Genomic DNA, 13,709 nt, shown 5'->3' on the forward strand with positions numbered 1-13,709 from the left:
GCAAGAACCCATGTTATTGGCATTGGCGCAATGGCTGCAGAACGACTACGGCTTCCTGCGCGTCTTCAACTATCTGACGTTCCGGGCCGTGATGGCATCCCTCACGGCGCTGGTGATCGGCCTCGGGTTCGGGCCGTTCGTGATTCGTCGTCTGACGGAGATGAAGGTCGGTCAGGCGGTGCGCAGCTATGGCCCGCAGACACATCTGGTCAAGGCCGGCACGCCCACCATGGGCGGTGTGCTGGTGCTGATCGGCATTGCCGTGTCCACGCTGCTGTGGGCCGACTGGGGCAACCGCTTCATCTGGATCGTGCTGCTGGTCACGCTCGGCTATGGCGCCATCGGCTGGGTGGATGACTACCGCAAGGTCGTGCATCGCGACCCGAAGGGCATGTCCTCGCGCGAGAAGTTCTTCTGGCAGACCGTGATCGGCCTGTTTGCCGCAGCGTATCTGGCGTTCTCGGTCTCCGAGACCAGCAACATGCGCGTGCTTGAGCTCTTCCTGGACTGGGTGCGCAGCGGCCTGTCGCTGAACCTGCCGGCCAAGTCGCACCTGATCGTGCCGTTCTTCAAGGAAGTCAGCTATCCGCTGGGCGTGTTCGGCTTCATCATCCTGACGTACCTTGTGATCGTCGGCTCCAGCAATGCGGTGAACTTGACCGACGGTCTCGATGGCCTCGTCATCATGCCGGTGGTGCTGGTGGGCAGCGCGCTGGGCATTTTCGCCTACGTGATGGGCAGTGCCGTCTACAGCAAGTACCTGCTGTTCCCGCACATTCCGGGCGCGGGCGAGCTGTTGATCTTCTGCTCGGCGATGGCCGGGGCGGGGCTCGCTTTCCTGTGGTTCAACGCGCATCCGGCGCAGGTGTTCATGGGTGACGTCGGCGCGCTGGCGCTGGGCGGCGCGCTCGGCACCATCGCTGTGATCGTGCGCCAGGAGATCGTGCTGTTCATCATGGGCGGCATCTTCGTGGTCGAGACTCTCTCGGTGATGCTGCAGGTGACGTGGTTCAAGTTCACCAAGAAGCGTTATGGCGAGGGCCGGAGGCTGTTCCGCATGGCGCCGCTGCATCACCATTTCGAGCTGAGCGGCTGGAAAGAGACGCAGGTGGTCGTGCGCTTCTGGGTCATCACCATGATGCTGGTGCTGATCGGCCTGTCGACCCTGAAGCTGCGGTGAGAACGGACATGACCGAGCCCATCGCACCCGACGACATGATGCCGACGCAGCCGGAAGCGGCAGTGGATGCCGTCGTCGCCACGCTCGACTCGACTGAGCCGATGCCTGCCGTCGAGACCGCGCAGGAGCCACGCATGTTCGGTGAGTTCGATGCGCCGTTCGTGCTGGTGCTCGGCCTGGGCGAGTCCGGCCTGGCGATGGCGCGCTGGTGTGCCCGTCATGGCGCACGCGTGCGCGTGGCCGATACGCGCGAGGCGCCGGCTAACCTGCCGACGCTGCGTGCGCACGTGCCGGACGCTGAATTTGTGAGCGGTCCGTTTGCCGTGTCATTGCTCGACGGCGCAACGCTGGTGGCGATCAGCCCCGGCCTGTCGCCGCTGGATGCCAACATCGCCGCGCTGCTGGCCGCCGCCAACGAGCGCGCCGTGCCGGTGTGGGGCGAAATCGAACTGTTTGCGCGTGCACTGGCCGGTCTCAAGGCCGCGCAGGGTTACACGCCGCGCGTGCTGGCCATCACCGGCACCAACGGCAAGACGACCACCACGGCACTCACGGGTGCACTGGTTGAGCGCGCCGGCAAGACCGTCGGCGTGGCGGGCAACATCAGCCCGTCGGCGCTGGATAAGCTCACCGAGTGTGTCGACGCCGGCACGCTGCCGGACGTGTGGGTGCTGGAACTCTCCAGCTTCCAGCTCGAAACCACGCACACGCTGGACGCCGACGCCGCCACCATCCTGAACATCACGCAGGATCACCTCGACTGGCATGGCACGATGCAAGCCTATGCCGCCGCCAAGGGCCGCATCTTCGGCGCCAACACCGTACGCGTGCTGAACCGCCAGGACGCCGGCGTGATGGCATTCGCCAGCAAGAAGGGTGGCGATATCACCTTCGGCATCGACGAGCCGGGCACGCCTGATGCACTCGGCCTGCTCCGTGAAGGCGGCATGCCGTGGATCGTGCTGGCCGAAGCCGATGAAGATGATCTGCCCAAGCCCGCGCGTCGCAAGAAGGGCGACACCACGCCCGCCGCACCGGTGCCCGTGCGCCTCAAGCGCCTGATGCCCGCCGATGCGCTGCGCATCCGCGGCCTGCACAACGCCACCAACGCGATGGCCGCGCTGGCGCTGTGTCGCGCGATTGGCCTGCCGGTGAGCGCTTTGCTGCACGGTCTGCGCGACTACGCCGGCGAGCCGCACCGCGTCGAGCTGATCGCGGCATTTGACGATCTCGAATTCTTTGACGACAGCAAGGGCACCAATGTTGGTGCGACGGTGGCCGCGCTGTCGGGTCTGTCCAAGCACGTGGTGTTGATCGCGGGCGGAGACGGTAAGGGCCAAGACTTCTCGCCGCTGGCTGCCCCGGTGGCGCAATACGCGCGTGCCGTGGTGCTGATCGGGCGTGATGCGCCGCTGATTCGTGAGGCGCTGGCGGGTACCGGTGTGACGCTGGTCGATGCGCCGACGCTGGAAGCTGCCGTGCAGGAAGCCGCCGCGCGTGCCCAGGCGGGCGATGCCGTGTTGCTGTCGCCGGCATGCGCGAGCTTCGACATGTTCCGCAATTACGAACACCGCGCGCAGGTGTTCCACGAGGCCGTGGCCGCGTTGGCCGCCGACCGAGGAGTCCTCCTATGAGCGACACCCAGATCAAGCGCAGCGGCTTCATCGGCGCGACCATCGGCAACGCGTGGGATGGCTTGCGTGACGCCGTCTCGGGCGTCAAGCCCACGCGCTCCAAGATGATGGAGTACGACCAGCCGCTGATGTGGGTGGCAATCGTGCTGCTCGGCCTCGGCCTGGTGATGGTGTACTCGGCATCGATCGCGCTGCCGGATTCGCCCAAGTACGCCAACTACAGCAACGGGCACTTCCTGATTCGCCACATCTTCTCGCTGGTGATCGGCGTGGTGGGCGCTGTCGTGGCGTTCCAGATCCCGGTCAAGTTCTGGGACAAGTACGCACCCAAGCTGTTCATCATCGCACTGGTGATGCTGATCGTCGTGCTGATCCCGCACGTGGGCAAGGGCGTGAACGGCGCGCGCCGTTGGCTGCCGTTGGGCGTCATGAACTTCCAGCCGTCGGAGCTGATGAAGCTGGCGGTGGTGCTGTATGCCGCCAACTACACCGTGCGCAAGCAGGACTGGATGCAGAGCGTGCGCAAGGGCTTCCTGCCGATGGGCGTGGCCGTCGCATTCGTCGGTTCGCTGCTGCTGTTGGAGCCGGACATGGGCGCGTTCTTGGTGATCGCGGCCGTGGCCATGGGCATCCTGTTCCTGGGTGGCGTGAACGGCAAGCTGTTCGGCGGGCTGGTGCTGACGGCAGTGTCGACGTTCTCGCTGCTGATCGTGGCGTCGCCGTGGCGGCGTGAGCGGATCTTCGCGTACCTGAACCCGTGGCAAGAGGAATACGCGCAGGGCAAGGCGTACCAGCTCACACACTCGCTCATCGCCTTCGGCCGTGGTGAATGGACCGGCGTCGGCCTGGGCGGCAGCATCGAAAAGCTGCACTACCTGCCCGAAGCGCACACCGACTTCATCCTCGCCGTCATCGGTGAGGAGCTTGGTTTTATCGGCGTGCTGATCGTGATCCTGCTGTTCTACTGGATGGTGCGTCGCGCGTTCGAGATCGGCCGTACTGCGCTGCAGCTCGACCGCACGTTCGCAGGCCTGGTCGCCAAGGGCTTGGGGATCTGGATCGGCTGGCAGGCCTTCATCAACATGGGTGTGAACCTGGGGCTGCTGCCCACCAAGGGCCTGACGCTGCCGATGGTCAGCTACGGCGGCTCGGGCATTTTGATGAACTGCGTGGCGATCGCGCTGCTGCTGCGTATCGACTATGAGAACCGCGTGCTCATGCGTGGAGGGAAGGTATGACGGCAAGTGCGCCGCGCACCCTTCTCGTCATGGCTGGCGGTACGGGCGGCCACATCTTCCCTGCGCTGTCGGTGGCCAAGCTGCTGGCTGCGCGCGGCTGGAAGGTGGTGTGGCTCGGCAACGCGAGCGGCATGGAAGGCCAGCTCGTGCCCAAGCACGGCTTCCCGATCGAGTCCGTGCAGTTTGGTGGCGTGCGTGGCAAGGGTCTGCTCACCAAGTTTCTGCTGCCGCTCAATCTGCTGCGCGCGTTCTGGCAAAGCCTGGGTGTCGTGCGCCGCGTGCGTCCGAATGTGGTGCTGGGCATGGGCGGCTATATCACTTTCCCGGGCGGCATGATGAGCGTGCTGCTGGGGCGCCCGCTGGTGCTGCACGAACAGAATTCGATCGCCGGTCTCGCCAACCGCGTGCTCGCGCGCGTGGCCGATCGCGTGCTGTGCGCCTTCCCGAATGCGCTGGCCGGCGCCGAATGGGTCGGCAACCCGATCCGCGCGGACCTGGCAACGCTGGCGTCGCCGCCAGTGCGCTACGCCGAGCGCACTGGCCCGCTGCGCGTGCTGGTGGTGGGCGGCAGCCTGGGCGCAGCAGCACTCAATGACGTGGTGCCCAAGGCGCTGGCGCTGTTGCCCGCCGACACGCGCCCGATCGTCGTCCACCAGGCCGGCGCCAAGCAGATCGACACGCTGCGCGCCAACTATGCCGCCGCCGGACTCGATGACACGCACGCACAGGCCGTGCCCTTCATCGATGACATGGCCGCTGCGTACGCGCATGCCGATCTCGTGATCTGCCGTGCTGGCGCTATGACTGTTTCTGAAGTGGCTGCGGCAGGTGTCGCAGCGCTGTTCGTGCCGTTCCCGCATGCGGTGGACGACCACCAGACCACCAACGCGCGCTTCCTGTCCGAACGCGGCGCGGCGCTGTTGGTGCCTCAGCCGGAGCTGGGTCCGGCCTCGCTGGCAGATACACTCGCGTCCCTGACGCGTGCGCAATTGGCCGATATGGCGGCTAAAGCACGCGAGCAGGCAAGGCCGGAAGCGGCCGAGCGTGTCGCCGACGTGTGTGTAGCGGTGGCACGGGCATAGAGGAATCGACTGATGAAGCACATTGTCAAGAACATCCATTTCGTAGGCATCGGTGGCGCCGGCATGAGCGGCATCGCCGAGGTGCTGCTGAACCTGGGCTACCGCGTGACGGGCTCGGACTTGGGCCAAAGCGCGGCAACGCAGCGCTTGGCTTCGCTGGGCGCCACGGTCATGCAGGGCCATGCGCCGGAGCATGTGATCGGCGCGAACGCCGTGGTGGTGTCCACCGCCGTGCGCGGTGACAACCCGGAAGTGCTGGCCGCGCGCGCCAAGCGCATCCCCATCGTGCCGCGTGCGGTCATGCTGGCTGAGTTGATGCGCCTGAAGCAGGGCATTGCGATTGCCGGCACGCACGGCAAGACGACGACCACCAGCCTGGTCGCCTCCGTGCTGGCCGAGGGCGGCCTGGACCCGACCTTCGTGATCGGCGGTCGCCTGAACTCTGCTGGCGCCAACGCGCGGCTGGGCACGGGCGATTTCATCGTCGCCGAGGCGGACGAATCCGACGCATCGTTCCTCAACCTGTTCCCCGTGATCGAGGTCATCACCAATATCGATGCCGATCACATGGAGACCTACGGGCACGACTTCGCGCGCCTGAAGCAGGCGTTCATTGAGTTCACGCAGCGCTTGCCGTTCTACGGCATCGCCGTGCTGTGCGTGGATGATCCGAACGTGCGCGAGATCCTGCCGTTCATTTCCAAGCCAGTGGTGCGCTACGGCTTTGCCGAGGATGCGCAGATCCGTGCCGTCAACGCGCGCGCCGTGGATGGCCGCATGGAGTTCACGGTGATCCGCCAGCTCAACGGCCACGCCGAGCCGCCGCTGTCGATCACGCTCAACCTGCCGGGCCTGCACAACGTGCAGAACGCGCTGGCCGCCATTGCCATCGCCACCGAACTGGAAGTGCCGGACGAAGCCATCGTCAAGGCGCTGGCCGAGTTCAACGGTGTCGGCCGACGCTTCCAGCGCTACGGCGAAGTGCCGACCGCCGATGGCAAGGGCCGCTTCACGCTCATCGATGACTACGGCCACCACCCGGTCGAGATGGCTGCCACGCTGGCGGCTGCGCGCGGAGCATTCCCGGATCGCCGCCTCGTGTTGGCCTTCCAGCCGCACCGCTTCACGCGCACGCGTGACTGTTTCGAAGATTTCGTGAAGGTGCTCGGCACGGTCGACGCACTGCTGCTGGCCGAGGTGTATTCCGCCGGCGAGCCGCCCATCGTGGCGGCGGACGGACGTGCGCTCACCCGCGCGCTGCGCGTCGCCAACAAGATCGAGCCGGTGTTCGTGGAACAGATTGAAGACATGCCGCAAGCCATCCTGGATGCGGCGCAGGACAACGACGTGGTCATCACCATGGGTGCAGGGTCGATTGGGCACGTGCCCGGTCAGGTGGTTGCGCAGCAGGCTGAAGTGCACCCGGCAAATGTTGTGGATCTCAACGGGGGCGCCGCAGCATGACGACCGGTCCGTTTGTTCCGCATCCGACGATTGATCCGAAGTCCCTCGGCAAAGTTGGCGTGCTGCTGGGCGGCCGCTCGGCCGAGCGCGAAATCTCGCTGCTGTCGGGTAATGGCGTGCTGGCCGCGCTGCGTTCGCGCGGCGTCGATGCGCATCCGTTCGACCCGGGCCTGCAGCCGGTGGCAGAGCTTGCCACGCAGGGCTTTGACCGCGTGGTGATCTCGCTGCACGGCCGCTTTGGTGAAGACGGCACGATCCAGGGTTTGCTCGAGCAGTTCGGCATTCCGTACACCGGCAGCGGCGTACTCGCGTCTGCGCTGGCGATGGACAAGGAAGCCACTAAGCGCCAATGGCAGACCCACGGTCTGCCGACGCCCGATTTCGTCATGCTCAAGGCCGACACCGACTGGCAGGCCGTAGCCGACCGCCTGGGCCTGCCGCTGATCGTCAAGCCGGCGCGTGAAGGCTCGTCGATCGGTCTGACCAAGGTGACGAGCGCCGCCGAGTTGCCCGCTGCCTATGAGAAGGCCGCGCGCCTGGACCGCGACGTGATGGCCGAGCAGTTCATCGACGGCGACGAGTTGACCTGCCCCGTGATCGGTGAAGGTGGGAGCGCAACCGCGCTGCCGCTGATCCGCATCGTCGCGCCGCAGGCCAACTACGACTACCAGAACAAGTACTTCACCGACGACACACGTTACGAGTGCCCGGCACCGATTCCCGCCGATGTCGCTGCGCGTGTGCAGGCGCTGGTGGTGCAGGCCTATCGCGGGCTGGGCTGCCGCGGCTGGGGCCGTGCCGACATCATGCTGCGCCAGTCCGACAACGCACCGTTCCTGCTGGAGATGAACACGTCGCCGGGCATGACCGGCCATTCGCTGGTGCCGATGGGCGCGCGCGCTGCGGGCATCAGCTATGAAGATTTCGTGTTGCAACTGGCGGCGAGCGCGTCGCTGGAGCTGCACGCGAGCACCGATTGGAAACCTGAGTAAGCGAAACACGGAAGCACAACGTTATGTGGCACAACACCCGTCTCCTCAACGCCATTGCGAGCGCGCTGTATGCGCTGCTCGCGCTTGGCGGCTTGGGCGTCGGGGCGGTCTGGCTGATGCAGCGTCCGATGTTCCAGTTACAGCAGGTACGCGTGATGCCGATGGCGGGGAGCGAGATGCGCCACGTCAACGTACCGAGCCTTCGCGCCAACGCGTTGGTCAAGCTGCGCGGCAACTTCTTCACGCTGAACTTGGACGAGGCGCGGCAGGCTTTCGAATCGGTGCCCTGGGTGCGCCACGCCAGCGTGCGCCGCGTGTGGCCCAACGGGCTGCTGGTGGAAGTGCAGGAGCACGAGGCGCTGGGCACGTGGGGCGGCAATGACTCCGGCAAGCTGGTCAACACGTACGGCGAGGTCTTCGTTGCCAACCTGGCCGAGGCGGAAGACGACGCCGACCTGGTGGCCCTGGCCGGCCCCGAGGGCACGGAGCAGGAAGTGGTCGACAAGCTGGAAACCATGACCGAGTGGTTCAAGCCGATGAACACCGAACCCGTGAGCGTCACGCTCACCGACCGCTACGCCTGGCGTGCGCGGTTGTCCAACGGCACGGTCGTCGAGTTTGGCCGCGAGTTGAACGATGACGATCGCACCGCGCTGGCCGCGCGTGCCCGCCGCTTTGTGCGTGCGTGGCCGCAGGTGACGCAGCGCTGGGGCGGTCAGATTGAATACGCCGATCTGCGTTACCCCAACGGGTTCGCGGTTCGGGCGGCGGGTGTGCGCTTCCTGACGGATGCGCAGGCTGCGGTGCTGGCCAAGGGGGGCAAGTTGCCCGGCACCAGCAAAGCTGTAAAGGCGGGGGCCAATACAGCGGCCAACAACAAAGCAACGCGAAGCACAGAGAAAACGCGATGAGCAAGGAATACAAGGATCTTCTGGTCGGGCTGGACATCGGCACCTCCAAGGTGGTGGCGGTGGTGGCCGAGCTTCGCCCTGATGGCGCCTACGAGGTCATCGGCATGGGCCAGACCGAATCGAAGGGGCTGAAGAAGGGCGTGGTCGTCAACATCGAGGCGACCGTCCAGTCGATCCAGAAAGCGCTCGAAGAAGCGGAGCTGATGGCCGACTGCAAGATCGGCGAGGTCTTCACGGGCATCGCCGGCAGCCATATCCGCAGCTTCAATTCGAGCGGCATGGTGGCGATCAAGGACAAGGAAGTCACCTCCACCGATGTGGCCCGCGTGATCGAGACTGCCAAGGCCGTCAACATTCCGACCGATCAGCAGATCCTGCACATCCTCACGCAGGAATTCATCATCGACGGCCAGGAAGACGTGCGCGAGCCGATCGGCATGAGCGGCATCCGGCTTGAGGTGAAGGTGCACATCGTGACGGGCGCGGTGAGCGCCGCGCAGAACATCGTCAAGTGTGTGCGCCGCTGCGGGCTCGAAGTGCACGACCTGATCCTGCAGCCGCTGGCCTCAAGCCTGGCGGTACTGACCGAGGACGAAAAGGAACTCGGCGTGGTGCTGGTCGACATCGGCAGCGGCACGACCGACATCGCCATCTTCAGCGAAGGCGCGATCCGCCACACGGCCGTGATCCCCATCGCCGGCGACCAGATCACCAACGACGTCGCCATGGCCCTGCGTACGCCGACGCCGGATGCTGAAGACATCAAGATCCAATACGGCATCGCCAAGCAGGTGCTGGCCGATCCGGACGAGATGATCGACGTGCCGGGCGTGGGCGATCGCGGCACGCGCACGCTGTCGCGCCAGGCGCTGGCCGCCGTGATCGAACCGCGTGTGGAAGAACTGTTCTCGCTGGTGCACCAGGTGGTGCGCGAATCCGGTTACGAGGAACTGCTCTCCAGCGGCGTGGTCCTCACCGGTGGCACCGCGATGATGCCGGGCATGGTCGAGCTGGGTGAGGACATGTTCCTCAAGCCCGTGCGCGTGGGCGTGCCCGAGTACCGCGGCAACCTGCACGAGGTGGTGAAGAGCCCGCGTTACGCCACGGTCATGGGCCTGCTGCAGGAAGGCCGCGTGCAACGTATGCGCGGGCGCAAGGTGGTTGTGCAGTCCGGGTCGGCCAAGCAGATCTGGACGCGCATGAAGGAATGGTTCATCGGCAACTTCTAAGCGCGTGTGCGCTGGGTGTTGGCGATGTGCTCCCCGATGTGTCCACAAACGGGAGCAAGTTGAGTTTCTTGTTTTGATGTTTTTTGTTCAGGAACCAGGGGTTGCGGCGGGGAGGCTGCATCGTCTGGGACTGATCACTTCTGGAGGCAACGATGGACTTCGACATGATTGAAACGGAAATGCAGGACGGCACCATCATCAAGGTGGTCGGCGTCGGTGGTGCAGGCGGTAACGCCGTGCAGCACATGATCAACCGCGGCGTGCAAGGCGTGGAATTCATCTGCATGAACACCGATGCACAGGCGCTCAAGCGTTCGACCGCTTCGCGCGTGCTGCAACTGGGCAGCACGGGCCTGGGCGCCGGTGCCAAGCCGGAAGTCGGCAAGCACTGCGCCGAAGAAGCGCGTGAGCAGATCGCTGACGCACTGCGCGGTGCGCACATGGTTTTCATCACCGCCGGCATGGGCGGTGGCACGGGCACGGGCGCTGCTCCGGTGGTCGCGCAGGTTGCCAAGGAAATGGGCATCCTGACCGTGGGCGTGGTCTCCAAGCCGTTCGAGTTCGAAGGCGCACGCCGTTCGAAGGTGGGCGAGCATGGCGCCAATGACCTGGAAGGCAACGTCGACTCGCTGATCGTCGTGCTCAACGAAAAGCTCTTCGAAGTCATGGGCGACGACGCCGAGATGGACAAGTGCTTCCAGTGCGCCGACGACGTGCTGCACAACGCTGTGGCCGGCATTGCGGAAATCATCAACGTCGACGGTCTGGTGAACGTCGACTTTGAAGACGTGAAGACCGTGATGGGCGAGCAGGGCAAGGCGATGATGGGTACGGCCACCGTGTCCGGCGTCGACCGTGCACGCCTGGCTGCCGAGCAAGCCGTGGCAAGCCCGCTGCTGGAAGGTGTGGACCTGTCGGGCGCGCGTGGCGTGCTGGTCAACATCACGGCCAGCCGCTCGCTCAAGCTGTCCGAGACCAAGGAAGTGATGAACACCATCCGCAGCTATGCCGCGGAAGATGCCACCGTCATTTTCGGTACGGTCTACGACGACGCCATGGGCGACGCACTGCGCGTGACCGTGGTGGCGACCGGCCTGGGCCGCGCTGCACGAAACAAGCAACAACAGCAGCAGACGATGACGCTGCTCAAGACCGGTACCGACAATCAGCCGGTGGCCTTTGGCGGTGGCGCCATGGGTCACTCGGTGGCAGCCGCGCCGGACTACAGCAACTTCGACACCCCGGCCGTGTGGCGCAGCTCGCGTGAGTCGGCATCGGCTCACGTGGCAGCACTGCAGGAAAAGGGCGTCGACACGTACGACATTCCGGCTTTCCTGCGCAAGCAGGCTGACTGATTCGGGACATCTCGCCCGCGCACGTCCGGCTGCCGACGGCACCCCACGCCGCGTGCGGCTCACGGCTCCCCTCCCGTGACCGCCGTTGTGTGATGACCTGCCGCTGAACAGTCGACAGCGCACGACAGTACGAGACGAATAGGACACAGTCGTTGCCGCCGGGCGGGCTGGCCTCTGGCCGCCTCCCCGGAAGGGTTCATCCCGCCCGGCGGGTGTGCCCGTTCGTCGTGCCGCGCGTGGCGCGATGGTTCTGATGTGGTTGTCTCCCAAGACCGCCCGCGTGATTCCCTCACGCGGGCGGTCTCGTTCTATGATCGCGGTATCAGTGCGCAACGATTCATCACCATCATGATCCAGCCTGGTCAACCACTTCCCGACGCAACGCTGTACGAGTTCTTTGAAGTGGAAAAGGACGGCTGCGCGCTCGGACCCAACGCCTTCTCGGTCTCGCTCCTGGCAGAAGACAAGACGATCGTCATCTTTGGCCTGCCAGGCGCTTTCACGCCGACCTGCTCGGCGCGCCACGTTCCCGGCTATGTGGCGAACTACGATGCGCTGCGTGCCAAGGGCATCGACGAAATCTGGTGTGTGTCGGTCAACGATGCCTTTGTGATGGGCGCATGGGCGCGCACGCAGGGGTCCGATGGCAAGGTCCGCATGCTGGCCGACGGCAGCGCGGAATTCACGCGCAAGCTCGGCCTGGACCAGGATCTCACCAAGCGCGGTATGGGCGTGCGTTCGCAGCGCTACGCGATGGTCGTAAAAAACGGTGTGGTAACAGCGCTACAGGTGGAGGCCCCAGGGCAGTTCGCCGTCAGCGACGCGGAATCGATCTTGGCGATACTCTGACGCCACGCCAAAACCCTCCGAATGGCGGAGTCCCGCCCGCCACGTACGTCGCCACAAGACGAACGATGCACCTGCGAGTCATTCGCACGCGCCAAGGTTGAGTGGAATGCGGAGACCCCTAACATCCCGATACAAAAGTCGTTTTGAAGGCAGGGGTGTGAAAATGGTATGCTTAGGGTTATCACCTATGCAGACTGCATAGATAAAAACAATCGCAGAATATTCGTGAGTTGAGGGCGGCCATGTTGAAACAACGCACCATCAAGTCCGTCGTCAAGACCGTCGGCATCGGGTTGCACTCGGGCCGTAAGGTGACGTTGACGTTGCGCCCGGCGGCCGCAGGCACCGGCATCGTGTTCACGCGTGTCGACCTCGACCCGGCTGTTGAGATTCCCGCGAGCGCCAGCGCCATCGGCGACACCCGCCTGGCTTCTGTGCTGCAGAAGGACGGCGCCCGTGTGTCGACCGTCGAGCACCTGATGTCGGCGTGTGCCGGCCTGGGCATCGACAACCTGTATATCGACGTCGACGAGGAAGAGATTCCCATCATGGACGGCAGCGCGGCCTCGTTCGTGTTCCTGCTGCAGTCGGCAGGTATCGAAGAGCAGGGCGCGGCCAAGCGCTTTATCCGCGTGACCAAGCCGGTGGAAATCCGCGAGGGCGACAAGCTTGCCCGTCTGGACCCGTACTTCGGCTTCAAGCTGGCGTTCACGATCGAGTTCCGCCATCCGGCCATCGACAAGACGGGGCGGACATTCGAGATCGACTTTGCCGATACCAGCTATACGCGCGAAATCGCCCGTGCACGCACCTTCGGTTTTGCGCATGAGTTCGAGATGCTGCGCGAAGTGGGTCTCGCGCGCGGCGGCAGTCTCGACAATGCCATCGTGCTGGATGAGCACCGCATGCTGAACAACGACGAGCTGCGCTACGGTGATGAGTTCGTCCGCCACAAGATCCTCGACGCGATCGGCGATCTGTACGTGGTGGGGCATCCGCTGATCGCCGCCTACACGGCGCACAAGTCGGGCCATGGCCTGAACAACGCGCTGCTGCGCGCGCTACTGGCGGATGAAACGGCTTACGAGATTGTCACGTTCGACAAGCTGGAAGAAGCGCCGCGCGCCTTCCTGCCGCAGTTGCAACCGGCGTTTTCCTGATCGGTTGCAGCGGTTGCAAGCATGAAAAAAGCGCCCTGCGGGGCGCTTTTCATTTGGGTGTGATAGCGGGTGGAACGTGCCGTGCAATCATTTCTGCCAAGGCTTGGCGTAGCGGCGAATCGGGCAGTTCGTTGGCCAGCGTCGCCAGGCTGTTGAGTCCAACTGCTGTCATCTTGGCGCGTTTGAGCGGCTTTTGGGTCTCTTGTGGCCACAAGCTGTCGTTTCCGCCCTGCGGTTGTACCCGTACACGAATTGCGGTAATCTGCGATCCCCGGCGCTGCAGACGCTCTAGCAAGGTGGGTACCACCTGCCGTACGCGCGCCGCAGCCGCACTATGTGCGGCGAGCAACACCAAAGTCGCTTCCCGGCTGTCGCGCGAGTCGTTCCTGATGCCGCCGATGGCCACGCCGCTGCCCAAACCGGGCGGCAACAGCGACAACACCTCCGCTTCCAACGACGCCAACTGCTTGGCTGCCTGCATCAGCGGGCCGACCGAGCCGGCACCCGAGAGCCAGTCCTGGACCGGTTTTGCTATGGGCGTCTTGAGAGCGGGATGAACAAAGATTCGCATGCCGGCATTGTAGGGCGCTTCATCGCGCTTTCGTGCCGTTGGGC

At 64.8% G+C, this 13,709-nt stretch carries 12 protein-coding genes; 11 read left to right on the plus strand and 1 reads right to left on the minus strand.

The window, feature by feature from the left end; all coding sequences use genetic code 11:
- Positions 1–10 precede the first annotated feature (10 nt).
- The 11 genes from mraY to lpxC all read left to right on the plus strand — a co-directional run bounded on the left by mraY (position 11) and on the right by lpxC (position 13,094).
- Entirely contained in the window at positions 11–1,180 is a 1,170-nt protein-coding gene (gene mraY / locus PI87_RS22160) for a phospho-N-acetylmuramoyl-pentapeptide-transferase (protein ID WP_039599886.1), read from the plus strand.
- Positions 1,181–1,314: 134 nt separating this feature from the next.
- On the plus strand, positions 1,315–2,814 hold the full coding sequence (gene murD / locus PI87_RS22165; protein WP_198139612.1) for a UDP-N-acetylmuramoyl-L-alanine--D-glutamate ligase: 1,500 nt from the start codon (positions 1,315–1,317) through the stop codon (positions 2,812–2,814).
- Positions 2,811–4,052 carry a putative lipid II flippase FtsW gene (gene ftsW / locus PI87_RS22170; protein WP_039599888.1) on the plus strand — a complete coding sequence of 414 codons (1,242 nt, stop codon included), beginning with the start codon at positions 2,811–2,813 and terminating at the stop codon, positions 4,050–4,052. The genes murD and ftsW overlap by 4 nt, the downstream gene beginning before the upstream one ends.
- A complete protein-coding gene (murG, locus tag PI87_RS22175; protein WP_039599889.1) occupies positions 4,049–5,134 on the plus strand; it encodes an undecaprenyldiphospho-muramoylpentapeptide beta-N-acetylglucosaminyltransferase in 1,086 nt (361 codons plus the stop codon). Before ftsW ends, murG begins: the two co-directional genes overlap by 4 nt.
- Positions 5,135–5,146: 12 nt before the next feature.
- Positions 5,147–6,598 (plus strand): UDP-N-acetylmuramate--L-alanine ligase, encoded by a 1,452-nt coding sequence (gene murC / locus PI87_RS22180; protein WP_039599890.1) that lies wholly within the window; start codon positions 5,147–5,149, stop codon positions 6,596–6,598.
- Positions 6,595–7,590 carry a D-alanine--D-alanine ligase gene (locus PI87_RS22185; protein WP_039599891.1) on the plus strand — a complete coding sequence of 332 codons (996 nt, stop codon included), beginning with the start codon at positions 6,595–6,597 and terminating at the stop codon, positions 7,588–7,590. Before murC ends, PI87_RS22185 begins: the two co-directional genes overlap by 4 nt.
- Before the next feature lie 23 nt (positions 7,591–7,613).
- The gene (locus PI87_RS22190; protein ID WP_039599892.1) at positions 7,614–8,501 is read left to right on the plus strand and encodes a cell division protein FtsQ/DivIB; all 888 of its coding nucleotides are present in this window, start codon (positions 7,614–7,616) and stop codon (positions 8,499–8,501) included.
- Positions 8,498–9,730 carry a cell division protein FtsA gene (gene ftsA, locus PI87_RS22195; protein ID WP_039599893.1) on the plus strand — a complete coding sequence of 411 codons (1,233 nt, stop codon included), beginning with the start codon at positions 8,498–8,500 and terminating at the stop codon, positions 9,728–9,730. Before PI87_RS22190 ends, ftsA begins: the two co-directional genes overlap by 4 nt.
- A 152-nt stretch (positions 9,731–9,882) precedes the next feature.
- Positions 9,883–11,085 (plus strand): cell division protein FtsZ, encoded by a 1,203-nt coding sequence (ftsZ, locus tag PI87_RS22200; protein ID WP_039599894.1) that lies wholly within the window; start codon positions 9,883–9,885, stop codon positions 11,083–11,085.
- A gap of 348 nt (positions 11,086–11,433) precedes the next feature.
- Positions 11,434–11,934 carry a peroxiredoxin gene (locus PI87_RS22205; protein WP_039600139.1) on the plus strand — a complete coding sequence of 167 codons (501 nt, stop codon included), beginning with the start codon at positions 11,434–11,436 and terminating at the stop codon, positions 11,932–11,934.
- A gap of 242 nt (positions 11,935–12,176) precedes the next feature.
- Positions 12,177–13,094, plus strand: coding sequence for a UDP-3-O-acyl-N-acetylglucosamine deacetylase (lpxC, locus tag PI87_RS22210; RefSeq protein WP_039599895.1), 918 nt, complete (start codon positions 12,177–12,179; stop codon positions 13,092–13,094).
- Positions 13,095–13,143: 49 nt separating this feature from the next.
- On the opposite strand, the gene PI87_RS22215 is transcribed toward lpxC, so the two are convergent.
- Positions 13,144–13,665, minus strand: coding sequence for a DciA family protein (locus tag PI87_RS22215; RefSeq protein WP_039599896.1), 522 nt, complete (start codon positions 13,663–13,665; stop codon positions 13,144–13,146).
- Positions 13,666–13,709: the final 44 nt, after the last annotated feature.

Source organism: Ralstonia sp. A12, assembly GCF_000801955.1.
In the GTDB taxonomy this organism is placed as follows: Bacteria; Pseudomonadota; Gammaproteobacteria; order Burkholderiales; family Burkholderiaceae; genus Ralstonia.